Below are 23,006 nucleotides of genomic sequence, written 5' to 3' on the forward strand. Positions count from 1 at the left end.
AGCGGGCTCCGGTCGCGGACGAACCGTCCGGGCCTCTGGGCGATGGGCGTGTCATTTCGCTTCCAATGGTTGATTGCTAACAAAGCTAGAGACATACTTGCCCATGTGACCGACGTTGTCCAGACGTCGCGCAGTCATCAACAGGCGGAGGATGCACGATGTCCATTGATCATCAGCAGGCCGGGAGCTCGACCCGTCCGCCAGCGCTCCTGGCCGCCGTCGGGGTCGTGTGCGCCGCCGTCGTCACCACGGTGGTGGCGGCGTTCGGCGCCGGCGCCGGGGGAGGGACCTCGGTCTCCGAGGCCGCCAGCGGCTGGTTCGCCGCCGACGCCACCCCGCTCGCCCCCGCCACCACCGCCTTCTCCATCTGGAGCGTGATCTACATCGGCCTGTTCGGCTACGCGATCCTCCAGCTCCTGCCGTCCCGGCGGTCCGAGCCGCGGCAGCGTGGCGTGCGCCCGTGGGCGGTGGCGTCGATGGTCCTGAACGCGCTCTGGCTCTGGGCAGCTCAGGCCGGATGGATCGGGGCGAGCCTGCTGGTCATCATCGCCCTGCTCGCGGTCCTCTGCGTGCTCTTCCGGAGGCTCCGCGCCTCGGCGCCGCGCGACGTGTGGGAGGCCGTGCTGGTGGACGGGACCTTCGGCCTGTACCTGGGGTGGGTGTCCGTGGCCGTGGTCGCGAACACCGCATCGTGGCTCGGGTCGGTCGGCGCCGCGGACTGGGGCTGGCCCGTCGCCGCGGCCGCCGGTGTGATCCTGGGCGTCGTCGCAGTGGTCGGCGTCGTGCTCGCTTCGGCCGGCGGCCGCCTGGCTCCGGGTGCCGCGATGGCCTGGGGGCTCGCCTGGATCGCCGTCGGCCGGCTCGAGGGTCCGGACGCGGATACCGGAGTCGCCGTCGCCGCGCGGGCCGCTGCCGCGGTGGTCGTGATCGCGACCGTCGCGGCGCGCGTGCGCCACGCGAGGGCGGCAGCATGAAGATCGCCGTCGCCGGGGCCTCCGGATACATCGGCGGGCGCATCGTGCCCAGACTGCTCGACGCCGGACACGACGTCGCCGTCCTGACCCGCGACGCGGGCCGGCTCCGGGGACACCCCTGGGCGGAGCAGGTCCGCATCGTCGAGGGCGGGCTCGAGGACCCGTCCGCGGCAGCCGACCTGTGCGCCGAGGCCGACACCCTCTACTACCTCGTCCATTCCATGGGCGGCCCGGGCGACTTCGAACGGACCGAACGCGCGTGCGCACTCACTGCCGCCGTGGCCGCGCGGGACGCCGGGGTCTCCAGGATCGTCTACCTCTCCGGCCTGCATCCGGAAGGGCCGCTGAGCCGGCACCTCGCGTCGCGGCAGGAGGCCGGGCGGATCCTGAAGAGCTCGGGCGTGGCCCTCTTCGAGCTGCAGGCCGGGCTGGTGATCGGCTCGGGCTCGGCGAGCTTCGAGATGATCCGCCACCTGACCGACGTCCTGCCCGTCATGCCCGCGCCGCGCTGGGTGCGCAACCGGATCCAGCCGATCGCGGTCCGGGACGCGCTGCACTACCTGCTGGCCGTGGGGGTGGCGGACCCGGAACGGGCGGGCACCTACGACATCGGCGGCCCCGACGTGCTGACCTACCGCGAGATGATGCGGACCTATGCGGACGCCGCCGGGCTGCGGCGCCCGCGAATCGTGGCGCTGCCCGTGCTCACCCCTTGGCTCGCCGCCCAGTGGGTCAACCTGGTCACCCCCATCCCGCGGGCCCTGGCGATCCCGCTGGTCGAGTCGCTCCAGCACGACTGCGTGGCCGGCGACCGGAGAATCGATCGGATCATCGACCCGCCCGCGGGCGGCCTCACCGGCTACCGCCGTTCCGTCGACCTGGCGCTCGAGCGCCTCGATCTGGACTCCGTGGAGACCACGTGGGCGACCGCGCACGCCGTCGACCAGCCCGCCGAACCGCTCCCGTCCGACCCGGAGTGGGCGGGGCGGACTGCCTTCGTGGACCGCCGGGAGATGCGCTCGTCGGCGTCGCCCGAGGACCTGTGGCGCGTGGTCGTGGCGATCGGCGGCGAGGCGGGCTGGTACTCGCTGCCGCCCGCGTGGCGCCTGCGCGGCCTGCTGGACAAGATCGTCGGCGGCGCCGGGTTGACCCGCGGCCGCCGCAGCCGCAGCGGCCTGCGCGCGGGCGACGTCGTCGACTTCTGGAGGGTCGAGGAGATCGAGGAGGGCCGGCTGCTCCGGCTCCGCGCCGACATGCGGGTCCCGGGGCAGGCGTGGCTCGAGTTCGCGGTGGAGCCCGACGGCACGGGCAGCCGGTGCCGCCAGCGGGCGGTCTTCTTCCCGCACGGGCTCTCCGGGCGGCTGTACTGGTGGGCTATGGCGCCGTTCCATGGGACGATTTTCTCGGGGATGGCTCGGCGCATGGTCGAGCGGGCCGAGCAAGGAGGAGACGCGTGACGGAGCTGGTGGTCCTGCTGGATGAGGACGGTTCGCCCACGGGCACCTTCCCCAAAGCCCGCGTGCACACCCGGGACACGCCCCTGCACCTCGCGTTCTCCTGCCACGTCTTCGATGCCGCCGGCCGCGTGCTGATGACGCGCCGCGCCCTGGGCAAGGTGGCGTGGCCGGGCGTCTGGACCAATTCGTTCTGCGGCCACCCGGCGCCCGGCGAGGCGTCCGCGGCCGCGCTCGAGCGGCGTGCGCAGCACGAACTCGGCCTCGAGATCTCCGGCATCGAGCCGCTCCTGCCCGACTTCCGCTACTGGGCGCGCGACGCCGGCGGGATCGTCGAGAACGAGGTGTGCCCCGTCTTCCGGGCCACCGCGGCAGCGGATCCCGTCCCGCGCGACGACGAGGTGGGCGAGTGGGCGTGGGTCGAGCCCGCCGAAGCCCGGCGGGCCGTGCTCGCGGCGCCCTTCGCGTTCAGCCCGTGGCTGGTGCTCCAGGTGGAGCAGGGCGTCTGGGGAGACGGCGCCTGACTTCGTAACCGGCAGGATTCTGCCGGTGTGCGCCCTGCGGCACCGCCGCGCGGAGCTGCCCGACGACGTCCGGTGATGTGCTCTGAAAGCGGGACGCCGGTGCCGTTAAAGTGCGCGAAACAGCGGCGCGTTAGCATCGTGGGATGGGATTCGAACCGCTAACTCTCCTGCCCGGGCCGCTCGTCGGCGTCGAATGGCTGGCCTGCAACGTCAACCACGTGGTGGTGCTCGACGCGTCGATCGCGCCGCACCTTGCACACGATCGACATATTCCGGGCGCCCGCCGGTTCGACATCGACTCCGAATTCTCCGATCCCGCCTCCGCCCTCCCGCACACCATGCCCGGTGCCGCGCAGCTGCAGGAGCAACTGCGTGCGATCGGCATCAACGAGGCGAGCACCGTGGTGGTCTACGACGCGGCGGGGATCTACTCCGCCCCGCGCGCCTGGTGGATGCTCAAGGCCGCGGGCCTCGAGCGGGTCGCCGTGCTCGACGGCGGCCTGCCCGCCTGGGAGGGGGCCGGCCAGGCCGTCGACCAGGGCCCTGCGGGGTACGACGGCGCCGCCGGTGACGTCGTCGTCCGCCTGGACGCCGACGCGTTCGTCGACGCGGACCACGTGGCCGCGGTGCTGGGCGGCGAGGGCGACGCCGTCGTGCTGGACGCGCGCAGCCGCGAGCGATTCGCCGGGTCCGCGCCCGAGCCGCGCGAGGGCCTGCGCGCCGGGCACATGGCCGGGTCCGCGAACCTGCCGTTCGCCGAGCTGGTGCGCGACGGGCGGATGGCCTCGGTGCCGGAGCTGCGGCGGGCGTTCGAGGAGTCGGCGCCGGGCGTCGTGCTCGGGCGGCGCGGCCTGATCACCAGCTGCGGGTCCGGGGTGACCGCGTCCGTGCTGGCGCTGGCCGCCGAGCTGGCGGGCGAGCCGCGCGTGGCGGTGTACGACGGGTCGTGGGCCGACTGGGGCCGCGAGGATCCGGAGGGTGCGCGGCCGATCCAGACCGGAGCGTAAGCAGGCGCCGGTCACCTTCGATTTGGGCGATGGAAGTCGCTTTTCATCGCCCAAATCGAAGGTGGCGGGCGGCAGGAGGGGCGTATGGAGGCTGAAGAACTGCTGACGGGGCCGCGCGGGCGCCGGTTCGTGGTCGAGGCGGTGTACCGCGCGCGGGTTCGGGCCGAGCCCGCGATGGGTCGCGCCGCGCCACCCTGGCCTTACGCGGGTGCGTCTGCCGCGGCGGATTTCCTGCGGAGCGTCGATCCGGCGTCGCTGCGCGGGCTGTCCGAGCGGGACGTGATGGCGAGCATCGTCGAGTCCGTGTACTCGGCGATGTACTGGCAGCCCCCGCATGCGGAGGACGTGACGGTGGCGGACCCGCAGGTCGTCGAGGCGCTGCGCCCGGCGGCCGGCATCCTGATCGATCACCCGGTGCTCGCCGCGCTGGACCGCCCGCTGCTCGCGGAGCCGGGACGGCTGGCGCACCCGGCGGCGCACATCGACTGGGTCGACCACGTGTACCCGGGGCGCCGCGTCCCTCCGCATCTGTCCCGCACCGACGAGCAGGGCCGGGACAAGCTAGAGCGCTGGCGTCGCCGCACGGACGACGACGTGCGCCGGGCGCGCTCCGATCGACCCGGCGACGTCACGGCCCTGCACGGCGGCGAGTGGTGGGTTCCGCCGACGATGGTCGGCCTGCTCGCGACGACACCGCTGCCCGGCGCCGACGCGCTCGAGCCGGGGGCCGATCTCGGGATGCCCCTGCTGCTCCAGGGCATCGAGGACTCCTTCGACCTGAAGGCCGGAACGGTCAGGTTCTTCGACCTCGAGCCCGGCGTCGCGCCGCGCGTGTACGAGGTCGATTCGACGACCGCCTGGGCGCGACTGGTGGCGGCATTCCCGCTCGACGTCACGCCGGCCCGCCGCCACGAGTACTACCAGGTCACCGGGCTCGACGTCGCGTGGTTCATGCCGGACTGGCAGCGGGTCGCCGAAGAGTACGACGCCGTCCACGTCACCGTGGGCGGCTACCTCACCACGGCGACCCGCGCCATCCGCCTGGACCCGGCGCTGGCCCCGGACGCGCACACGATGCTCGCGGGCTGGAACCCGGACCAGGCGTACTGGTTGGCCGCGCCGCTGGGCGAGGCGGGGCGATACGACGTCGAGCTCGTCGATTCCGGCTCCGGCGACCGCCTCGACGCCGCAACGTGGCGGCGCGCGGCGACCTGACGTCGTCGTGCGCTTATTTGCGCCAGAAGAGGTGGTGGACGATCCCGCTGGGGCTCGGCACCACTTCCAGGTGGAAGCGGTCGGTGAGGTCCTCGGGGCTGTGCCAGAACCGCTCGCCGCGCTGGATCTCGACGGGTGCCATCGCCACGTGCATCGTGTCCACGAGGTCGGCCTCGAGGAACTCCAGCACCGTTGCGACGCCCCCGCCGATGCGGACGTCCTTCCCGTCCGCGGCCTCGACCGCTTCCTCCAGCACCTCCTGCGGGGACGCGTCCCGGAAGTGGAAGGTGGTGTCCGAGAGCGAGAACGACGGCCGGGGGTGGTGCGTGAGCACGAAGACCGGCGTGCGGAACGGCGGGTCGTCGCCCCACCAGCCCTTCCAGTCCTCGTTCTCCCAGGGGCCCCGCTGCGGGCTGAACTTGTTGCGGCCCATGATCTCCGCGCCGATGTTGTTGGCGAAGTCGCGGGTGAAGTAGTCGTCCAGTCCGTAGGTCCCGCCCGGATCCGTCCGGTTGGGCCAGTGCGCCGTGGCGCCCGCCCAGGAGGCGAGATCGGCCGGGTTCGCGTGCCCGAACGGCCGCTCGAGGCTCTGGCCCTCGCCCGCACCGAATCCGTCGGTAGAGAGCATGAAGTTCTGGACGCGCACCAGCGGTGCCATTTCGGTTCCTTCCGTAGTGACGCTCGGTGCTTCGGAATCTACTCCCGGCCACGGCCCGTGTAAACGGATGCGAACGAGCGGTGCGCCGTCGTCGTGCCGGATGTCGGGGAGAACACGTGGTGGCGACTGGACACGCGTGGGACAATCGAAATAATGACTTCTCAAAATCCCTCCAAGGCCGGACTCAACCGACCCCGCCCACAGGTGCGCCCGACCGCCGAAGGTTGGAAGCAGCCGATGGGCCCGGACGGCCGTCCACAGCTGCAGTTCGCCCAGAAGCCGCGCGTCTCCCAGCCGCCCGTGCACCTGGCCGACCTCACGCTCGCCGAGCGGCAGGAGAAGCTCAAGGAGATGGGCCTGCAGAGCTTCCGCGCCAAGCAGCTCTCCGTGCACTACTTCCAGCATTTCACCACCGACCCGGAGCAGATGACGGACCTGCCGTCGGCGCAGCGCGAGCAGCTCGTCGAGGCCATGTTCCCGACCCTGCTGACCGAGGTGAAGCGACTGGTCACCGACAACGGCGACACCATCAAGTTCCTGTGGCGGCTGTTCGACGGCTCCCTGGTCGAGTCCGTGCTGATGCGCTACCCGGGCCGCGTGACGCTGTGCGTGTCCAGCCAGTGCGGCTGCGGCATGAACTGCCCGTTCTGTGCCACCGGCCAGAACGGCCTGACCCGCAACATGTCGGCCGCGGAGATCCTGGACCAGATCGTCCAGGCGAACCGCGTGATCGCCGAGGGCGGGCTCAAGGGCAGCAACCGCGAGGGCGTGCACGACGCCGAGCGCGTCACCAACATCGTCTTCATGGGCATGGGCGAGCCCCTGGCCAACTACAAGCGCGTCATGAACTCCGTGCACCGCATGATCGACGAGGCCCCCGAGGGCCTGGGCATGAGCGCCCGCGGCATCACCATCTCGACGGTGGGCCTGGTCCCGGCGATCAACAAGCTGGCGGAGGAGGACATCCCGATCACGTTCGCGCTGTCCCTGCACGCGCCGGACGACGAGTTGCGCGACGACCTGATCCCCGTCAACTCCCGCTGGAACGCGGACGAGGCCATCGACGCCGCGTTCAACTACTACAAGAAGACCGGGCGCCGCGTCTCGATCGAGTACGCGCTGATCAAGGACATGAACGACCACCCGTGGCGCGCGGCCCTGCTGGCGAAGAAGCTGAACGCGCGCGGCCGCGGCTGGGTGCACGTGAACCCGATCCCGCTGAACCCGACCCCGGGGTCCATCTGGACGTCATCGGAGCCCGCAGTCATGCAGGAGTTCCTCGACGTGCTGAACGACGCCGGCGTGCCGACCACCCTGCGCGACACCCGCGGCAAGGAGATCGACGGCGCCTGCGGCCAGCTCGCCGCGTCCGAATAACCCGCAGAGCAGACCGGGCGTGCGACTCGCGACGAGTCGCACGCCCGGCGCGCGTTGAGGCCCCTCGAGCCTAGAAGCGCAGGGTGCGGAGGTAGTTGTAGCCCACCTCGGCGGTCTGCAGCGGGGTGACATCGGGCTGGTCGTTCTCCACGATGAACTCCTTTGGCCGGTGAGCCGCGAAAATGCGCGAGAAGTCGATGGTCCCGGTGCCGAGGTCGGCGAAGCCGCCCGAGGCGTCGCGGTCCTTCACGTGGTACTGCAGGACCTTCTGCGGCGCCTGGTGGATGGTGTCGATCGCGAACTGGACGGGATCCGCGGCGCCCACGCCGACGCCGCCCGTCACGGCCCAGTAGAGGTCGACCTCGAGGTGGACCAGCTTCGGATCGAGGCGGCTGGTGAAGATGTCCCACGGGGTCTCGCCGCCGCCGAGGTCGGTGGTGAACTCGTGCGCGTGGTTGTGGTAGCCGTACTTCAGGCCCGATTCCTGCGCGACGGCGGCCTCGGCGTTCATCTGGTCGGCCCACCTCCGCCAGTCGTCGCCGTTGCTGGAGGCCAGGTACGGGACGTTCATGTGGGTCTGGCCGAGGGTGAGGGCGTTGGAGATCTTGGCCTCGAGCCCGGCGGGGGAGGAGCTGATCCCGTCGTGGCTCGACGACGGCCTGATGCCGAGCGAATCGAGGGTCGACCGCATCTGCTCCGCCGTCCGGCCGTACAGTCCGGCGAGCTCAACCTTCTTGTACCCGTAGTCGGCGAGGCTGGCCAGCGTCGCGTCCACGCCCTCGCCGCGCATGATGGACCGGAGCGTGTAGAGCTGGATGCTGATCAGGCCCGGGGGTACGCTCCGGCCCGCGGCGTTGCCGGCGGGCGCTGCGAAGGCGGCGGTCCCGCCGACGGTGGCGAGGCCGGCGCCCAACCCGAGGGCGGCGGTCCCGCGGAGGAAGCTCCGCCGGTCGACGCCTTTCTGCTCGAGGGAGGCGCGGAGGGCTGCTGGGGCATTGAATCCGAAGCACATAGTGTTTGCCTTTCTGGCAATTCTGAAAACGCCTGGCTGCACGAGCCCTGACGTCCGGGTGATGTGACTCCCGTTACACTATTTCCGGCTTTTGTTGTCTGTCAAGCAAAACTCGACGAGAATCCCCAGAAGACCGCCGATTCAGCTGGCGGCCTGCCCGGAGAGACCGTTGACCATGGCGTCGATGCGCTGCGGCGACATGGCGTGGTGGATGGCCAGCATGCTCGCGCCGAGGACGCCGGCGTCGAGCCCCGACCCGGACTGGACGATCTGCAGGTGCTGGGTCGCCAGGGGGATGGTCCGCGAGTAGACCATCTCGCGGATTCCGGCGATGAAGTGCTCCCCGGTCAGCGTCATCGATCCGCCGATGACGATCACCGAGGGGTTGATGAGGCTGACGCACGCGGACAGCACCTCGCCGACGTCCCGGCCGGCCTGGCGCACCGCGTGCACCGCCTCGGTGCTGCCGGCGGCGACCAGGCGCACGACGTCCTCGCTGGAGTGGGCGTCCAGTCCGAGCGCGCGCAGCTTGGCGGCGACCGCCGGGCCCGAGGCGACGGCCTCGAGGCAGTCCTGGTTGCCGCAGTGGCACGGGACGCCGTTGCCGCTGTGCACCCGGATGTGGCCGATGTCGCCCGCGACGCCGTCGGCCCCGCGCTGGAGCATTCCGCTGGAGACGATGCCGGAGCCGATGCCCGTCGCCACCTTCACGAAGATGAGGTTGTCGACGCCGGGCCAGGCGACGTTGCGCTCGCCGAGCGCCATGATGTTGACGTCGTTGTCCACCAGCACGGGGACGTGGAAGTGGTCCTGCAGGTGGCCGGGGACGTCGTAGCCGTTCCAGCCGGGCATGATCGGCGGGTTGATCGGCCGCCCCGTGCGGTGCTCCACCGGCCCGGGGACGCCGATGCCGATGGCCAGGAGGTCGCCCGCGGCGCGGTCGGATTCGTCGAGCAGCTCGTTGCCGAGCTCCACGACGCTCTGGAGTACGACGTCGGGCCCCTGGCCGACCTCGATGGTGCGGCCGGCCTCGCGGAGGCGGAGTCCGCTGAGATCCGTGAGCGCGACGCGCAGGTGCGAGGCCCCGATGTCGACGCCGAGGACCACCTTGCTGCCGGCCTTGAGGGCGATGCGGGAGGAGGGGCGCCCGCCCGTCGAGACGGCCTCGTCCACGAAGCCCACGAGCCCCAGCTCCATCAGCGATTCGATGCGGAGCGTGACGGTCGACCGCGCGAGCCCCATCTGCTCCGCGAGCTCGGTCTTGGTGCGGGGCCGCCCGTCGCGGAGGATCTGGAACAGCTCGCTGGCTCCTGAGCCGCCGAGGCCGCTGAAGTTGCTTATGTCACTCATCGACTAATTACAGCATACGTTTCGACGGAACGCCCGGCGGCCCCGCCGCGCACCGCCCGATGCGTGCCTTCTCGATCGAAGAATGGCCGAAAACGACGCGGATATGTCGCTGGTCTTCGTAGATTCGTTGTTCGACGTCATTAGGCGTGCTACGTTCTGTGATCAACGTCTCATGTGGCCCGTCAGGGGCCGCCGCGGGGCGGGCCCGCCCGCTGCGTCGGAACGCAGAACGACTTCGAGGAGGAAGTTTTGATGAGAAGGATCCACCCGCACCCGGAACGCTCCGGACGGAAGGCGGCCCGCGGCCTGGTGGCCGCGGCAACACTCGCCGTCGCGGCCGGCGCCCTGCTCGGCGGTCCCGCGGCAGCGGCACCGGCCACCGCCGCGGCCGCCGGAGATGCCGCCAGCCAGTGCTCCGGCCGTGGCATCCCTGCCAACAAGATCTCCATCCAGATGTTCAGCTACTTCGGCTGGGGCCGGGAGGCCGGCACCGAGGCAGTGCTCGCCGAGCTGGAGGAGATCGGCTACCAGAACATCGAACCGTTCGGCGGCACCTACGAGGGCCGGACGGCCGACGAGTTCCGCGCGCTGCTGGACCAGTACGGGCTGAAGGCGCCGACGTCGCACGGCAGCACCGGCGAGGCGCAGTTCGACGAGACGATCGCCTACGCGAAGACCCTCGGCCAGAAGTACATGGGCTCGGGCGGCTCGGCGTCGCCCGGCATCGGCAGCCTGGAGGACACCCTCGCCACCGCCGAGGCCCTGGACCGGCTCGGCGAGCGGTCGAAGAAGTCGGGAACCGGCAAGATCTTCGTCCACAACCACCAGAGCGAGTTCACCACCCGGTACGCCGACCCGGAGACCGGCGAGTCGAAGAGCGCGTGGGAGCTGCTCGCCGAGAACACGGACCCCCGGTACGTGACTTTCCAGCTGGACGTCCTGTGGGCGGCCGACGCCGGCGTCGACGTCGCGCAGCTCATCGAAGAACACGGCGACCGGATCGAGCTCCTCCACGTGAAGGACGGCCTCCTCAACGGGGCCGAGCGCGCCATCCCGACCGACGTCGGGGAGGGCGAGATCGAGTGGGCGCCGATCCTGGACGCGGCGCACGGGAAGGTCAAGTACTACGTCGTCGAGCGCGACGGGGCGCCGGCCACCGCCGAATTCGCCGAGGACAGCTTCGACTTCCTCACCTGCTACTCCTACTGACCAACGGTCGGGGAGCCCAGATCCACCACACTGCGAAAGGAAGAACGACGTGGGCATTTCAGCCGAACAGACGCTCGGCGGCAACGCGGGCGCAACCGGAGGTCCCGAGGGGACCGGCCGGACCGGCATCTGGCTCATCGGGGCCCGCGGATCCGTCGCGACGACGGCGGCAGCGGGCCTGGCCGCCATCTCCGGCGGCCTGGCCCCCGCCACCGGGTGCGTGACGGTGCAGGAGCCGTTCGGCTCCGTGCGGCTGCCCGCCTTCGCCGACCTCGTCGTGGGCGGGCACGACATCAGCGACGTCTCCATGGCCAAGCGCGCGGAGCTCCTCGTCGAGGCGGGCATGCTCCCGCTGCACCTGATGGAGTCCGTCCGCACGCAGCTCGACGAGGCGGACGCGCGGGTCCGGCCCGGGTACGATCCGGCGGCGGCGTCGGGATCCCAGGCGGACGCCGCGCGCCGGATGGCCCGGGACATCGCGGACTTCAAGGACGCCAACGGGCTCGAGCGCGTCGTCGTCATCGATGTCGCCTCCACCGAGGCGCCCGTCGAGCCGCTGCCCGAATTCACCGACGCCGCCCTCCTGCTCGAGGCGCTGGAGGACCCGGCGCGCGCGGTGCTGCCGCCGAGCTCGCTCGGCGCCTACGCCGCCGTGCTGGCCGGCTCGCCGTACGTCTGCTTCACGCCGTCGGCGGCCCTGGGCGTCCCGGCCCTGGGCGAACTCGCCGCCGGGCACGGCGTGCCGACGGCCGGGCAGGACGGCAAGACCGGGCAGACCTGGCTGCGCTCCGTCATCGCGCCGGCCTTCGCCGCCCGGGGGCTGCGCGTCCTGTCCTGGGCCGGGGCCAACCTGCTCGGCGGCGGCGACGGCGCCACCCTCTCCGACCCGGAGGCGGTCGCCGGGAAGCTGCAGTCCAAGAACCGCGGACTGCAGGAGCTGACCGGCGGCGCGGCGACGCCCCTGCACATCGACAACGTCCAGGACCTCGGGGAGACGAAGGTGGCGTGGGACCACATCAACGTCGAGGGCTTCCTGGGCTCCCGCCTCTCCCTCCAGACCACGTGGACCGCCTTCGACTCCATGCTGGCGGCCCCCATGGTGCTCGATCTCGCGCGCCTCATGGCGCTGGCCCAGGCCGCGGGGGAGACGGGGCACATCGGCGCCCTCGGCTTCTTCTTCAAGGATCCGTGGGGCAGCGACGAGCACTCCTTCGCGGAGCAGACCCGGGTCCTGGCCGAGTGGGCGCAGTCCGCCAGCTCCCGCCTCCCGGCCGACGCGGGGAGCGGGGCCCGCCGGTGAGCTGTGCACGCGACTACCTGGAACTCGTGCGCGCCCCCGCCGTGCTGACGGTCCTGGGCGACACCCTGGCCGGCGGGTCGGCGGCCGGCCACTCCCTGTCCGGCCGCCGGATCGTCCTGCCGCTGGCCAGCGCGTGCCTGTACGCCGGCGGGATGGCCCTGAACGACTACGCGGATCGCGGGGTCGACGCCGTCGAGCGGCCGGAGCGCCCCATCCCGTCCGGGCGCATCAGCGCCGGGCGCGCGCTGGCCGCGGCCTCCGCCCTGACGGCGGCCGGCCTGGGGCTGAGCGCGGTCGGCGGCGGCCGCCGTTCGCTCGCCGTGGGCGCACCGCTCGCCGCGGCGATCTGGTCCTACGACCTCGCGGCCAAACGGCACGCCGTCCCCGCGGCCCTGACGATGGGCGTCTGCCGCGCCCTCGACGTCCTGATGGGTGCCGGCACCGCGCACATCCGCGCCGCCCTGCCCGCGGCCGCGGCCATGGGCGGCCACACGGTGGCGGTCACGGCCCTGTCCCGCGGCGAGGTCAACGGCACGGATACGACGACGGCGTCCGGTGCCGTGGCCGCGACCGCCCTGGTCTCCGCGTCCGTCCTCGCCGGGGCGCCCCGCTCGTGGCAGCGGGCGCTCCCGGTCGTCGCGGCCGTGTCGGTCTACGCCGCACGCTGCGCCCCGGCGCAGCTGGAGGCGGCGCGGGAGCCCGCCGCGCGGCACGCGCTCGAGGCGACGAAGCGCGGCATCCGCGCGATGGTCCCGCTCCAGGCGGCCCTCGCGTTCCGCCACGGGAACGCCGCGGCCGGGCTGGCGGTCGCCGCCGTCGACGTGCTCGGGAAGGTCCTCCGCGCCCGTTCCGCCCGGGGCGCGAACAGGGAGATGAGCGAGTCGTGAGCACCGGCGAGACAGAGCTCCCCTTCGCCCTCGGGTACGGGACCAACGGCTTCACCGACCACCCGCTCCCGGTGGCGCTCGAGCTGCTGGCCGAGCAGGGGTACGGCGCCGTGGCGCTGACCCTCGGGCACCCCCACCTGGACCCGTTCGCCGAGGACCTCGACGCCCGGTTGCGCGGGCTGCGGTCCCGGCTCGACGAGCTCGGCCTCCGCGTGGTCGTCGAGACCGGCACCCGGTTCCTGCTCGACCCCCGGCGCAAGCACCGCCCCGCCCTGGTGGACGAGCACGCCGAGTCGCGGCTCGACTTCCTCCGCCGGGCCGTCGACATCGCCCGCGCCCTCGACGCCGAGTGCGTCTCCTTCTTCTCCGGCGTCCTGCCGGACGGCGTCTCCGCCGAGACGGGCTGGGAGCGGCTCACCCGCCGCCTGCCCGGCGTCGTCGAGCACGCCCGCGCCAGCGGAGTGGTCCTCGCCGTCGAGCCCGAGCCGGGCATGCTCGTGGAGACCGTCGCCGACGCGCTGCGCCTGCGCGCCGCCCTCGGCGACCCCGACTGCCTGCGCCTGACCGTGGACATCGGCCACTGCGTGGTGGTCGAACCCGGCGGCGTCCGCGGCGCCCTGCTGGAGGCCGGGCGCCTGCTGGCCAACGTCCAGCTCGACGACATGCGCTCCCACGCCCACGAGCACCTGCCCTTCGGCGAGGGGATCGTCGACCTGCCGCTCGCGCTCGCCACCCTCGCGGAGCTCGACTACCGCGGTGTGGCCGCCGTCGAACTGCCCCGCCACTCGTTCGACGCCCCGGGGCTGGCGGAGCGGAGCCTGGCGGCCCTCCGGACGGGGTGGGCCGAGGCGGAGCCGCTGCGCCGGTCGGCGGCATGGGTGCGCGAGAGCGCCGACTCCGTCGCCGCCGACCCCGCAGCCCTCGCCCGCGTCTTCGCGGCCGCGGGCCGGCACGTCGGCCGCGCCCCGCTGCACCCCGACGTCGACCCCGCCGGAGTCCTCTTCGGGACCGCGGACGACCGCGCCCGCGCCGACCTGATCCTCCGGCTCGGCCGCACGCTGGAGCCCGGCGACCTCGCCCCCGCGCTGCAGGAGCTCTACACCCGCGGCGACTCCGCCGAGCGGCGCGGCGTCCTCCGCGGCCTCGGCGCGCTCGCCGAGGCCGGCCTGCTGGAGGGCGACGCCGGCGCCGGACTGGTCGGCACGGGACTCGCCGTCACCGCCGACGCCCTCCGGACCAACGAGACGGGCCTCGTCGCCGCTGCCGTCGGGCCCTTCGCCGCCGCCCATCTGGACCAGCACGCCTGGCGCCACGCGGTCCTGAAGCTCGTCTTCATGGGCGTCGGGCTGGAGGCGGTCGCCGGCCTGCGCGACCGGGCCGACACGGAGCTCGCCCGGATGGCGGAGGACTTCGCCGCCGAACGCCGCGCGGCCGGCCGCACCGTCCCCGCCGACCTGGACCTCCTCCTGCGGGCCCACGCCCGCTCCGCCACCCGTACGACGTCGTCATAAGAAGGAACCGCATGCGCATCTTCGACCCGCACATCCACATGACCAGCCGCACCACAGGCGACTACGAGGCCCTCTACGCGTCGGGCGTCCGCGCCCTCGTGGAGCCGGCGTTCTGGCTGGGGCAGCCGCGGACCAGCGTCGGCTCCTTCATCGACTACTTCGACTCGCTCCTGGGGTGGGAGCGGTTCCGCGCCGCGCAGTTCGGGATCCGGCACCACGCGACGATCGCCCTGAACCCCAAGGAGGCCAACGACCCGCGCTGCGTCCCGGTCCTCGACGAGCTGCCGCGCTACCTGGTGAAGGAGGGGGTCGTCGCCGTCGGCGAGATCGGCTACGACTCCATGACGCCGGCCGAGGACGCGGCGTTCAGCCGCCAGCTCGAACTCGCCCAGGAGTACTCGCTGCCCGTGATGGTGCACACCCCGCACCGGGAGAAGCTGGCGGGCACCCACCGGACCCTCGACGTCGTCCGGGAGTCGGGCGCGGCACCGGAGACGGTCCTGGTGGACCACCTCAACGAGACCAACATCGAGATCGTCAAGGACGCCGGGGCCTGGATGGGCTTCTCCATCTACCCGGACACCAAGATGGACGAGACGCGGATGGTCGCCCTCCTGCAGCGCTACGGGACCGAGCGGATCCTGGTCAACTCCGCGGCCGACTGGGGCCGGTCCGACCCGCTGAAGACGCGGCGCACCGCCGACGCCATGCTGGCCGCCGGCTTTTCGGACGACGACGTCGAGCAGGTCCTCTGGCGGAACCCCGTCGAGTTCTACGGGCAGAGCGGCCAGCTGATCCTCGACCCCATCCCCGGGTTCGACGAGTCGGGGTTCCCGGACCCGGGCGCCGGCTTCGAGGGCAACTCCGTCCTGCGCGGGGCGCGCGCCTGATGCTCCTGTCCTACTGCACCAACGTCCACCCCGCCGAGGACCTCGAGGGCGTGGTCCGCCAGCTCCGCGAGTACGCCGGGCCCATCCGGCGCGCCGCGGGACTGGACGCGCTCGGCGTCGGGCTGTGGATCCCCGCCGGGCTCGCCCGCCGGCTCGCCGCCGGCGCGGAGGACCGGGAGGTCCTGCGCGGGGTTCTCGAGGCGGAGGGCCTGGTCCTGCACACGGTCAACGCGTTCCCCTACGGGGGCTTCCACGACGACGTCGTCAAGCACGCCGTCTACCGGCCCACCTGGGCCGAGCGGGCGCGGCTCGACTACACCCTGGACTGCGCCGAGGTGCTCGCGGCGCTGCTGCCCGAGGGCGCCGACGGTTCCATCTCCACCGTCCCGCTGGCCTGGCGGGAGCCGTGGACCGAGGAGGACGACGACGCGGCCACCGCCGCGTTCGCCGAGCTGGGCGCGCGCCTGCGCCAGCTGCGGGAGCGTACCGGGCGGACCGTCCGCGTGGCCGTCGAGCCGGAGCCGGGGTGCGTGCTGGACACCGTGTCCGACGTCGTCGGCTGGCTGGGCGCCCGCGTGGACCGCGGCATCGACCCCGGGTTCGTGGGGCTGTGCGTGGACGCCTGCCACCTGGCGGTCTCCTTCGCGGACCCGGCGGACGCCGTCGCGGAGATCGACGCCGCCGGACTGCGAATCGTCAAGGTGCAGGCGTCGGCCGCGCTGCACGTGGGCGACCCGCGCGACCCGGAGGCCCGTGCCGCGCTCGAGCGCTTCGTGGAACCGCGCTACCTCCACCAGGTGCGCGAGTCCGGCGAATCCGGCGTGCTCGCCGCCGACGACCTCGACGCCGCGCTCGCCGGGCTGCCCGGGGAGGGGCCGTGGCGGGTGCACTTCCACATCCCGCTGCACCACGTGCCCGCGCAACCCCTGGAGACCACCGCCGGCGTGCTCCGCCGCACCGTCGCCGAGGTCGCCCGCCTGTCCTACGCCCGCGACGTCCACCTCGACGTCGAGACCTACACCTGGAGCGTCCTGCCCGGAGCGGCCGTGGGGATCGTCGACGGAGTCGCGGCCGAGCTCGGCTGGGCGCGCTCCCACCTGCTCGCCCCCGCACCGGCCGGGTGACGGCGGACCCGCCGGCCCCACCCCACGACCGCCCCCACCGAACCGGAGGAAGACCCGTGAAACCCGTACTGCTGCTCAACGTCGTCGGACTGACCGCCCGCGCCCTGCGCGACATGCCGCGCCTGTCCCGGCTCGCCGGGCAGGGGTGGTCCGCGGAACTGGCGACCGTCCTGCCGGCGGTGACGTGCTCGGTGCAGTCCACGATGCTCACCGGGCTGTCCCCGGCGCAGCACGGGATCGTCGGCAACGGCTGGTACTTCCGCGACCTGGGCGAGGTCTTCCTCTGGCGCCAGCACAACCGGCTGGTCGGCGGCGAGAAGCTCTGGGAGGCCGCCCGCGCCCAGGACCCCTCCTACCGCTCCGGCAACATCTGCTGGTGGTACGCGATGGGCATGAGCACGGACCTGACCGTCACGCCCCGGCCGGTCTACCACGCCGACGGCCGCAAGTCCCCGGACGCGTACATGCGCCCGCCGGAGCTGCACGACGAGCTGGTGGGGCGCTTCGGCGAATTCCCCCTGTTCCAGTACTGGGGGCCCACCGCCGCCATCCGCTCGAGCCGCTGGATCGCGGAGTCCACCCGGCACGTCATGCGGACCCAGCGGCCGGACCTGCTCATGGCCTACGTGCCGCACCTGGACTACGACCTGCAGCGGTTCGGCCCGTGCTCGCCGCAGGCGACGCAGGCAGCCGCCGACCTGGACGCCGCGCTGACGCCGCTGCTCGACGAGGCCGAGGAGCGGGGCTACTCCGTGGTCGTCGTCGCCGAGTACGGGATCGAGGACGCGCGCCGGCCGGTGGACATCAACCGGGTCCTGCGCGCCGAGGGGCTGTTGGAGGTCTACGTGCAGGACGGACGGGAGCAGCTGGATCCGTGGACGTCCCGGGCGTTCGCCGTCGCCGACCACCAGGCGGCCCACGTGTACGTCTCCGACCCGGCGGACGTGGACCGGGTGGCCGCGCTCCTGCGGTCGGTCGACGGGGTGGACGAGGTCCTCGACCGCGAGGCGCAGGCTGCGTACGGGCTCGACCACGAACGCGCGGGGGAGCTCGTCGTGGTGGCCGAGCCCGGGGCGTGGTTCACCTACTACTTCTGGCTCGACGACGACGCCGCACCCGAGTACGCCCGCGGCGTCGACATCCACCGCAAGCCGGGCTACGACCCGGCCGAGCTCTTCTTCGACCCCGCGGACCGGCTCGCCAAAGCCAAGGCCGGGTTGAACCTGGTCAAGAAGAAGGCGGGACTGAGATACGCGATGAGCACCGTCCCGCTCGACCCCTCGCACGTGCGCGGCACCCACGGCCGGCTGCCCGACTCGTCCGAGGGCACGCCCCTGATCCTCGCCTCCGACCACCGGATCCCCGCCTCGGTCGCGGCGCTCGTCGACGGGGGCCGGCAGGTCCCGGCGGCGGCCGTGAAGGGACTCGTCCTCGAGACCCAGGGGCTCCACAGCCAATCCGGCAGCACACGTGCGTACCGCTGAGAAAGCCACGACTGACCTATTTTAGAGTTTCAAACAACTTAGAGCGCAGGCTGGCGAGATTCCCTCACTGGCTTTTATTGGCGCGCCCACTGGGGCCGGTAACGGGTGGGCCATTCTGGCGATTCGCCTAGTTTGTTCTGTGAAACCACTAGTAATTTGTGGGCTGTCCCACTAGCGTGGCGAGTGACCCCGAATCCGGCTGGCCCGGGTCCTCGACGACGAGAAGAAAGCGAACAATGACAGTCAATAGACATGGGAAAGCAGAGCTTCCCCGGCACCGCACAGGGGCCGCGGGCTCTACCAAGCGACGCGCGTTCCGCGCGGGCGCCGGTCTGGCGATGGCGGCCCTGGTCGCCAGCGCGTTCGCCGTCGTACCGGCCCAGGCCCAGCCCGGCGCCGAGACGGCTCCGCCGGACTCGGCGTTCCAGAAGGTGACCCTCAACGACGGCCCCGGGGAGCCCGTCGATCTGGCGGTACTGCCCAACAACGACGTGCTGCACACCACCCGCGACGGCGAGGTCTGGCTGAACGACGCCGAGACCGGCCTGAACACCCTGGCGGCGAGCCTGGACGTCTACGAGCACGACGAGGAGGGACTGCAGAGCATCGCGCTGGACCCTGAGTTCGGGACCGAGGGCAACAACTGGGTCTACCTGTACTACTCGCCGCCGCTGGACACGCCGGTCGACGACCCGGAGACCACGGACGTCAACGAGGGCGACGCGCCGACCACGGGCACCGCCGAGGACTTCGCGCCGTTCGCGGGCCACCTGACCCTCTCGCGCTTCCAGTTCGACGGCGCCACGCTCGACCTCGCGACCGAGCAGGAGATCATCGACGTCCCCGTGGACCGCGGCCTCTGCTGCCACGTCGGCGGCGACATCGTGTTCGACGCCGAGGGCGACCTCTACCTCTCCACCGGCGACGACACGAACCCGTTCGTCTCCGGCGGCTACACCCCGCTCGACGAGCGGCCGGACAGCAACCCCGGGTACGACGCCCAGCGGACGTCCTCCAACACCAACGACCTGCGCGGCAAGGTCCTGCGCATCACGCCGAAGGACGGCGGCGGCTACACCATCCCGGAGGGCAACCTCTTCGAGCCGGGCACGGAGAAAGCACGTCCCGAGATCTTCGTGATGGGCCTGCGCAACCCCTTCCGGATCGAGCTGAACCAGAGCAGCGGCGAACTGTACATCGCCGACTACTCCCCGGACGCGCGGTCCGCGAACCCCGACCGCGGCCCGGCCGGCACGGGCAAGTGGGCCGTGACCGATCAGCCGGCGAACTACGGCTGGCCGTACTGCGCCACCGCCGAGCTGCCGTACAACGACTACGACTTCGCGACCAGCACCTCCGGTGAGCCCTTCGACTGCTCGGCGCCCGTGAACGAGTCGCCGAACAACACCGGCCTGACCGAGCTGCCCCCGGTGGACCAGCCCGAGGTCTGGTACTCCTACGGCGAGTCCGCCGAATTCCCGGAGCTGGAGACCGGAGGCATCGGCCCGATGGCCGGTCCCGCCTACGACTTCGACGAGAAGGCCACCCGGGGCAACGCCTCCGTGGCCTGGCCCGAGTACTTCGATGACAAGCCGCTCTTCTACGAGTGGACCCGCGACTACATCAAGGGCTTCAGCCTGGACGGCGGCGAACTCGCCTCCATCGAGAGCGTCGTCGACTCCGTCGTGACGGACAACCCGATCGACATGGAGTTCGGCCCGGACGGCGCCCTGTACGTCCTCGAGTACGGCGACGGCTACTTCGGCGAGAACCCGGACGCGCAGCTCTCGCGCATCGACTACATCGGCACCGGAGGCAACCACAGCCCCGTGGCCGTCGCCTCCGGCACCCCGACCGTGGGCGCCGCGCCGCTGACCGTGGAGTTCTCCAGCGAGGGGACCGCGGACGCGGACGGCGACAAGCTGAAGTACGCCTGGGACTTCGATTCCGACGGCGTCGTCGACTCGAAGGAGGCGAACCCGACCTTCACGTACGAGGCGGTCGGCACCTACACCGCGAGCCTGCAGGTCACGGACATCGGCGGCAAGGACCGCGGCCGCCACGCCTCGGCCGAGGTCGCCATCGAGGTCGGCAACCAGGCGCCGGTGATCGAGTTCATCAGCCCGGTCGAGGGCCAGGACTTCCAGTTCGGCGACACCGTGAGCTACGAGGTCGTCGTCACGGACGACCAGCCCGTCGACTGCGCGCGGGTCGAGGTCACCTACATCCTCGGCCACCACACGCACGGCCACCCGCAGACGACGACGTCGGGCTGCACCGGAACGCTGACGACCACCGTCCCGGAGGGCCACGATCCGGCCGTCGACGACCTCTCGGCCGTCTTCAACGCCAGCTACACGGATCTCGGCGACGACACCTCCGAGCCGCTGACCGGCACCGCCGAGGTGGTGCTCGAGGCGACGAGCTGATGCCCCGCCGGTCCGTCCCGGGCGCTCCCCGGGGCTGACCACCCGGAAACCGAGGGCCCCGACCAGCTCCAGCTGGTCGGGGCCCTCGGCGCGTCCGCCTGGGGCCGGTCAGGCGGGTTGCGCCGGCTCCTCCGCGTGGTCGCGCACGGGCCCGGCCTCGCGGCGCCCGCGCAGGAAGCCGGCCGGATCCGCGATGAGCGGCTCGAAGGCCAGCTCGGCCGCTCCGATCAGTATGGGGTCGTCCCCGAGCGGGGCGAGCTCGATCGAGACGTCCTCCCGTGGGCCGCGGGCGCCACCGGCCCGCAGCGTCGCGTCGAGCACGTCGGGAGCAGCCAGGGCGAGGATCCGCAGGAACCCTCCGAGGACGATCATGGACGGGTTCAGGTGGTTGACCACGCTCTTCAGCCCGATGCCGAGCTGCTGCGCCTGCCGGGTGACGACGTCCCACAGCTCGCCGGACTCCGGCTCGTCCCGCAGCTTCGCCAGCACGACCTCCTCCAGGTCATCCGCCTGCCCGGGTGGGAGGGCCGCGGTCCGGATCAGCTCCTCGCGGGTGACCTCGGACTCGAGGCACCCGGTAGAGCCGCACGCGCACTCGGCCCCGCCGGTCCGGACGAGGGTGTGGCCGAGCTGGCCGGCGAACCCGGCGGCACCGTGGAGGAGGCGGCCCCCGCTGATCAAGCCGCCGCCGATGCCGCTGGCGCCGCCGTAGACGTAGACGAAGTCGGGCACCCCGCGGCCCGCGCCGAAAGCGGCCTGCGCCCGGGCGCCGACGACCGCGTCGTTGGCGGCCGTGACCGGCAGGTCCAGGGCCGCGGCGAGCTGGGCGGTCAGGGGCTGCTCGCGCCACTCGAGCTGCGGGGCCTCGATGACGGTCCCGTCCGCCGGGTCCACCAGCCCGGGGACGGCGAGCCCGGCGCCGACGATCCGCTGCCCGGCGGGCAGGGACGTGCGCATTCCCGTGTAGACGGCCGAGACGATGTTGACGACTTCGGCCGCCGAGGGGGCCCGGACGGTGTGGAAGCGGACCGGGTTGACGATCCGGCCGCCGAGGCCGACCAGGGCGACGCTCACGGCGTCGACGTCCGGGTTGATGGCCAGGGCGAGTGCATCGGGGCTCGGCTGGATCATGATGCTGGGGCGTCCGTGCTGCTGCGTCTGGTCGAGATCGCTCTCCCTGACGAGGCCGAGCTGCACCAGTTCGCCCACGAGCGCGGCGATGGTCGAGCGGTTCAGGCCCGTCGCGCGGGTGAGCTGCGCGCGCGAGATGCCGGTCGTCGTATGGACGAGGCCGAGGACCGTGGAGAGGTTGTGCTGCCGGGTGGAGTCCCGGTTGCTCCCGAGCGAGGGCCCCGAGGGGGCGCGCAATCCGGCACGCCTCGACGTCTTGCCTTCCACTCCGGATGGGTCCTTCCTGGCAGATCGTCCCGTGCCTGTCATCCCCCATGGTAACCGCACCAGAGGCGGCGCCAGGGGTGCGGGCCGGCCGGTTCAGGCCGTGCGGACCCCCGCGACGACGGCGAGCAGCAGTCGGCGGAGTCGTCCGCGCAGTGCGGCGGGGACGCCGTCGGACTCCAGATGGGACAGCGCGCGCTGCGCGTATTCGTCCGCGAGGCCGACCGCGAAATCCTTCGCCCCGCAGGTGACGAGGACCGTGCGGATGTGCTCGGCGTCCCGGGCTCCGAGGTCCGGCGTCCCGATCAGCGAAGCGATGCTGTTCCACTGGGGCCGGGTCGCCGCGTAGGCGAGCAGTACCGTTCGTTTGCCCTCCCGGAGGTCGCCCCAGCCGGTCTTGCCCGTGCTGTCCTCTCCGCCGAAGACGCCGAGGATGTCGTCCACGAGCTGGTACGTGATGCCGGCGAACCGGCCGAAGGACTTCAGCGCGGCCACGGCGGAATCCGGGGCGCCGGCCAGGACGGCTCCGGCCTGCAGCGGCGCCTCGAAGGAGTAGACGGCGGTCTTCTGGTGCGCCGTCTTGGTGATGTCCTCCAGCGAGGGCATCCGGGCAGAACGGCTGAACTCCACGTCGAAGACCTCGCCGCCGACCGCGGAGAAGACGGCCTCGTCGAGGATGTCGTGCAGGCGCCGGTCGATGGACTGGGAGACGTCGAGGGACCTGAGCAGCCGGTAGGCGCCCGAGAGGGCGAGGTCGCCGGCCAGGATCCCGGCGGTGGCACCGGCGTGCTCCGCCAGGGCCGGGGCCGCGCCCTCGCGCAGCGCCTTGGTCCGGTAGCTGCCGGAGACGTTCGGGACACCGCGGCGGACGACGTCCCGGTCGATGACGTCGTCGTGGACGATGAGGGCGCTGTGCAGGAGTTCGTAGGAGGCCGCGAGCCGGGCGGCGGTCCGGGTGTCCGTCCCGCCCAGGTGGCGGTAGGCGAGCAGGACCAGGCGCGGTCGGGAGCGGCCGCCGCCCGCGGCGGCGCGCTCGAGCGCCTCCCACAGGGCGAGGTAGGGAGCGCCGACGGCGACGGCCCCCAGCTTGGCGTCCGCGAAGAAGCGTTGGAGCTCGTCCTCGACCAAGCCGGCCTCGGCGTCCGACGCCGGATCGCCAGTCAGCGGCAGGTCCGTTCTCAGGGTCTCCATTGCTCCGTCCTCCGG

At 72.4% G+C, this 23,006-nt stretch carries 19 protein-coding genes; 14 read left to right on the forward strand and 5 right to left on the reverse strand.

Translation table 11 applies throughout. From position 1 onward, the window contains the following. Positions 1-158 precede the first annotated feature (158 nt). From IE069_RS06320 to IE069_RS15715, 5 genes are all read left to right on the forward strand, one after another. On the forward strand, positions 159-974 hold the full coding sequence (locus IE069_RS06320; protein ID WP_229790982.1) for a TspO/MBR family protein: 816 nt from the start codon (positions 159-161) through the stop codon (positions 972-974). Beyond that, a complete protein-coding gene (locus tag IE069_RS06325) occupies positions 971-2,431 on the forward strand; it encodes an SDR family oxidoreductase (protein ID WP_189349288.1) in 1,461 nt (486 codons plus the stop codon). The genes IE069_RS06320 and IE069_RS06325 overlap by 4 nt, the downstream gene beginning before the upstream one ends. Continuing rightward, positions 2,428-2,952: an isopentenyl-diphosphate Delta-isomerase gene (gene idi / locus IE069_RS06330; RefSeq protein ID WP_189349289.1), complete on the forward strand. Its 525-nt coding sequence runs from the start codon at positions 2,428-2,430 to the stop codon at positions 2,950-2,952. The genes IE069_RS06325 and idi overlap by 4 nt, the downstream gene beginning before the upstream one ends. A gap of 143 nt (positions 2,953-3,095) precedes the next feature. Then, positions 3,096-3,959, forward strand: a complete 864-nt coding sequence (locus IE069_RS06335) for a sulfurtransferase (RefSeq protein WP_189349290.1) — start codon at positions 3,096-3,098, stop codon at positions 3,957-3,959. Between the two features lie 84 nt (positions 3,960-4,043). Then, the gene (locus IE069_RS15715; protein ID WP_189349291.1) at positions 4,044-5,174 is read left to right on the forward strand and encodes a hypothetical protein; all 1,131 of its coding nucleotides are present in this window, start codon (positions 4,044-4,046) and stop codon (positions 5,172-5,174) included. Positions 5,175-5,187: 13 nt separating this feature from the next. Here IE069_RS15715 and IE069_RS06345 read toward each other — a convergent pair whose 3' ends face one another. Then, complete coding sequence (locus IE069_RS06345; RefSeq protein ID WP_189349292.1) at positions 5,188-5,832, reverse strand: dihydrofolate reductase family protein; 645 nt, start codon at positions 5,830-5,832, stop codon at positions 5,188-5,190. A gap of 153 nt (positions 5,833-5,985) precedes the next feature. Here IE069_RS06345 and rlmN point away from each other — a divergent pair, with 153 nt between their 5' ends. Beyond that, complete coding sequence (gene rlmN, locus IE069_RS06350; protein ID WP_189349293.1) at positions 5,986-7,209, forward strand: dual-specificity RNA methyltransferase RlmN; 1,224 nt, start codon at positions 5,986-5,988, stop codon at positions 7,207-7,209. A gap of 70 nt (positions 7,210-7,279) precedes the next feature. Here rlmN and IE069_RS06355 read toward each other — a convergent pair whose 3' ends face one another. Continuing rightward, positions 7,280-8,221, reverse strand: a complete 942-nt coding sequence (locus IE069_RS06355) for a sugar phosphate isomerase/epimerase family protein (protein ID WP_189349294.1) — start codon at positions 8,219-8,221, stop codon at positions 7,280-7,282. A 141-nt stretch (positions 8,222-8,362) separates the two neighbouring features. Beyond that, positions 8,363-9,571 carry an ROK family transcriptional regulator gene (locus IE069_RS06360; RefSeq protein ID WP_189349295.1) on the reverse strand — a complete coding sequence of 403 codons (1,209 nt, stop codon included), beginning with the start codon at positions 9,569-9,571 and terminating at the stop codon, positions 8,363-8,365. 252 nt (positions 9,572-9,823) lie between these two features. On the opposite strand from IE069_RS06360, the gene IE069_RS06365 reads away from it, so the two are divergent. The 8 genes from IE069_RS06365 (at position 9,824) to IE069_RS06400 (ending at position 20,405) form a co-directional block, all read left to right on the forward strand. Then, entirely contained in the window at positions 9,824-10,780 is a 957-nt protein-coding gene (locus IE069_RS06365; RefSeq protein WP_189349296.1) for a sugar phosphate isomerase/epimerase family protein, read from the forward strand. A 49-nt stretch (positions 10,781-10,829) separates the two neighbouring features. Further along, the gene (locus IE069_RS06370) at positions 10,830-12,080 is read left to right on the forward strand and encodes an inositol-3-phosphate synthase (RefSeq protein ID WP_229790983.1); all 1,251 of its coding nucleotides are present in this window, start codon (positions 10,830-10,832) and stop codon (positions 12,078-12,080) included. Further along, entirely contained in the window at positions 12,077-12,967 is an 891-nt protein-coding gene (locus IE069_RS06375) for an SCO3242 family prenyltransferase (RefSeq protein WP_189349297.1), read from the forward strand. Before IE069_RS06370 ends, IE069_RS06375 begins: the two co-directional genes overlap by 4 nt. After that, positions 12,964-14,478, forward strand: a complete 1,515-nt coding sequence (locus IE069_RS06380) for an EboA domain-containing protein (protein WP_189349298.1) — start codon at positions 12,964-12,966, stop codon at positions 14,476-14,478. The genes IE069_RS06375 and IE069_RS06380 overlap by 4 nt, the downstream gene beginning before the upstream one ends. A gap of 11 nt (positions 14,479-14,489) precedes the next feature. Next, on the forward strand, positions 14,490-15,368 hold the full coding sequence (locus tag IE069_RS06385; protein ID WP_189349299.1) for a TatD family hydrolase: 879 nt from the start codon (positions 14,490-14,492) through the stop codon (positions 15,366-15,368). Beyond that, a complete protein-coding gene (gene eboE / locus IE069_RS06390) occupies positions 15,368-16,492 on the forward strand; it encodes a metabolite traffic protein EboE (RefSeq protein WP_189349300.1) in 1,125 nt (374 codons plus the stop codon). The genes IE069_RS06385 and eboE overlap by 1 nt, the downstream gene beginning before the upstream one ends. A 56-nt stretch (positions 16,493-16,548) precedes the next feature. Next, positions 16,549-17,976, forward strand: a complete 1,428-nt coding sequence (locus IE069_RS06395; RefSeq protein ID WP_189349301.1) for an alkaline phosphatase family protein — start codon at positions 16,549-16,551, stop codon at positions 17,974-17,976. Between the two features lie 236 nt (positions 17,977-18,212). Next, positions 18,213-20,405, forward strand: coding sequence for a PQQ-dependent sugar dehydrogenase (locus IE069_RS06400; protein WP_229790984.1), 2,193 nt, complete (start codon positions 18,213-18,215; stop codon positions 20,403-20,405). A 108-nt stretch (positions 20,406-20,513) separates the two neighbouring features. On the opposite strand, the gene IE069_RS06405 is transcribed toward IE069_RS06400, so the two are convergent. Both IE069_RS06405 and IE069_RS06410 read right to left on the reverse strand, forming a co-directional pair. Continuing rightward, positions 20,514-21,803, reverse strand: coding sequence for an ROK family transcriptional regulator (locus tag IE069_RS06405; RefSeq protein ID WP_229790985.1), 1,290 nt, complete (start codon positions 21,801-21,803; stop codon positions 20,514-20,516). Between the two features lie 93 nt (positions 21,804-21,896). After that, positions 21,897-22,991: a polyprenyl synthetase family protein gene (locus IE069_RS06410; protein WP_189349303.1), complete on the reverse strand. Its 1,095-nt coding sequence runs from the start codon at positions 22,989-22,991 to the stop codon at positions 21,897-21,899. Positions 22,992-23,006 lie beyond the last annotated feature (15 nt).

Origin of the sequence: Zhihengliuella salsuginis (assembly GCF_014651715.1) — a bacterium.
Lineage (GTDB): Bacteria > Actinomycetota > Actinomycetes > Actinomycetales > Micrococcaceae > Zhihengliuella > Zhihengliuella salsuginis.

Bases quoted from the DNA above. Each gene is read 5' to 3' on its own strand.
- IE069_RS06320 (WP_229790982.1), top strand. From the start codon at position 159: ATGTCCATTGATCATCAGCAGGCCGGGAGCTCGACCCGTCCGCCAGCG.
- IE069_RS06325 (WP_189349288.1), top strand. From the start codon at position 971: ATGAAGATCGCCGTCGCCGGGGCCTCCGGATACATCGGCGGGCGCATC.
- IE069_RS06335 (WP_189349290.1), top strand. From the start codon at position 3,096: ATGGGATTCGAACCGCTAACTCTCCTGCCCGGGCCGCTCGTCGGCGTC.
- IE069_RS15715 (WP_189349291.1), top strand. From the start codon at position 4,044: ATGGAGGCTGAAGAACTGCTGACGGGGCCGCGCGGGCGCCGGTTCGTG.
- IE069_RS06345 (WP_189349292.1), bottom strand. From the start codon at position 5,832: ATGGCACCGCTGGTGCGCGTCCAGAACTTCATGCTCTCTACCGACGGA.
- rlmN (WP_189349293.1), top strand. From the start codon at position 5,986: ATGACTTCTCAAAATCCCTCCAAGGCCGGACTCAACCGACCCCGCCCA.
- IE069_RS06355 (WP_189349294.1), bottom strand. From the start codon at position 8,221: ATGTGCTTCGGATTCAATGCCCCAGCAGCCCTCCGCGCCTCCCTCGAG.
- IE069_RS06360 (WP_189349295.1), bottom strand. From the start codon at position 9,571: ATGAGTGACATAAGCAACTTCAGCGGCCTCGGCGGCTCAGGAGCCAGC.
- IE069_RS06365 (WP_189349296.1), top strand. From the start codon at position 9,824: ATGAGAAGGATCCACCCGCACCCGGAACGCTCCGGACGGAAGGCGGCC.
- IE069_RS06385 (WP_189349299.1), top strand. From the start codon at position 14,490: ATGCGCATCTTCGACCCGCACATCCACATGACCAGCCGCACCACAGGC.
- eboE (WP_189349300.1), top strand. From the start codon at position 15,368: ATGCTCCTGTCCTACTGCACCAACGTCCACCCCGCCGAGGACCTCGAG.
- IE069_RS06400 (WP_229790984.1), top strand. From the start codon at position 18,213: ATGACAGTCAATAGACATGGGAAAGCAGAGCTTCCCCGGCACCGCACA.
- IE069_RS06410 (WP_189349303.1), bottom strand. From the start codon at position 22,991: ATGGAGACCCTGAGAACGGACCTGCCGCTGACTGGCGATCCGGCGTCG.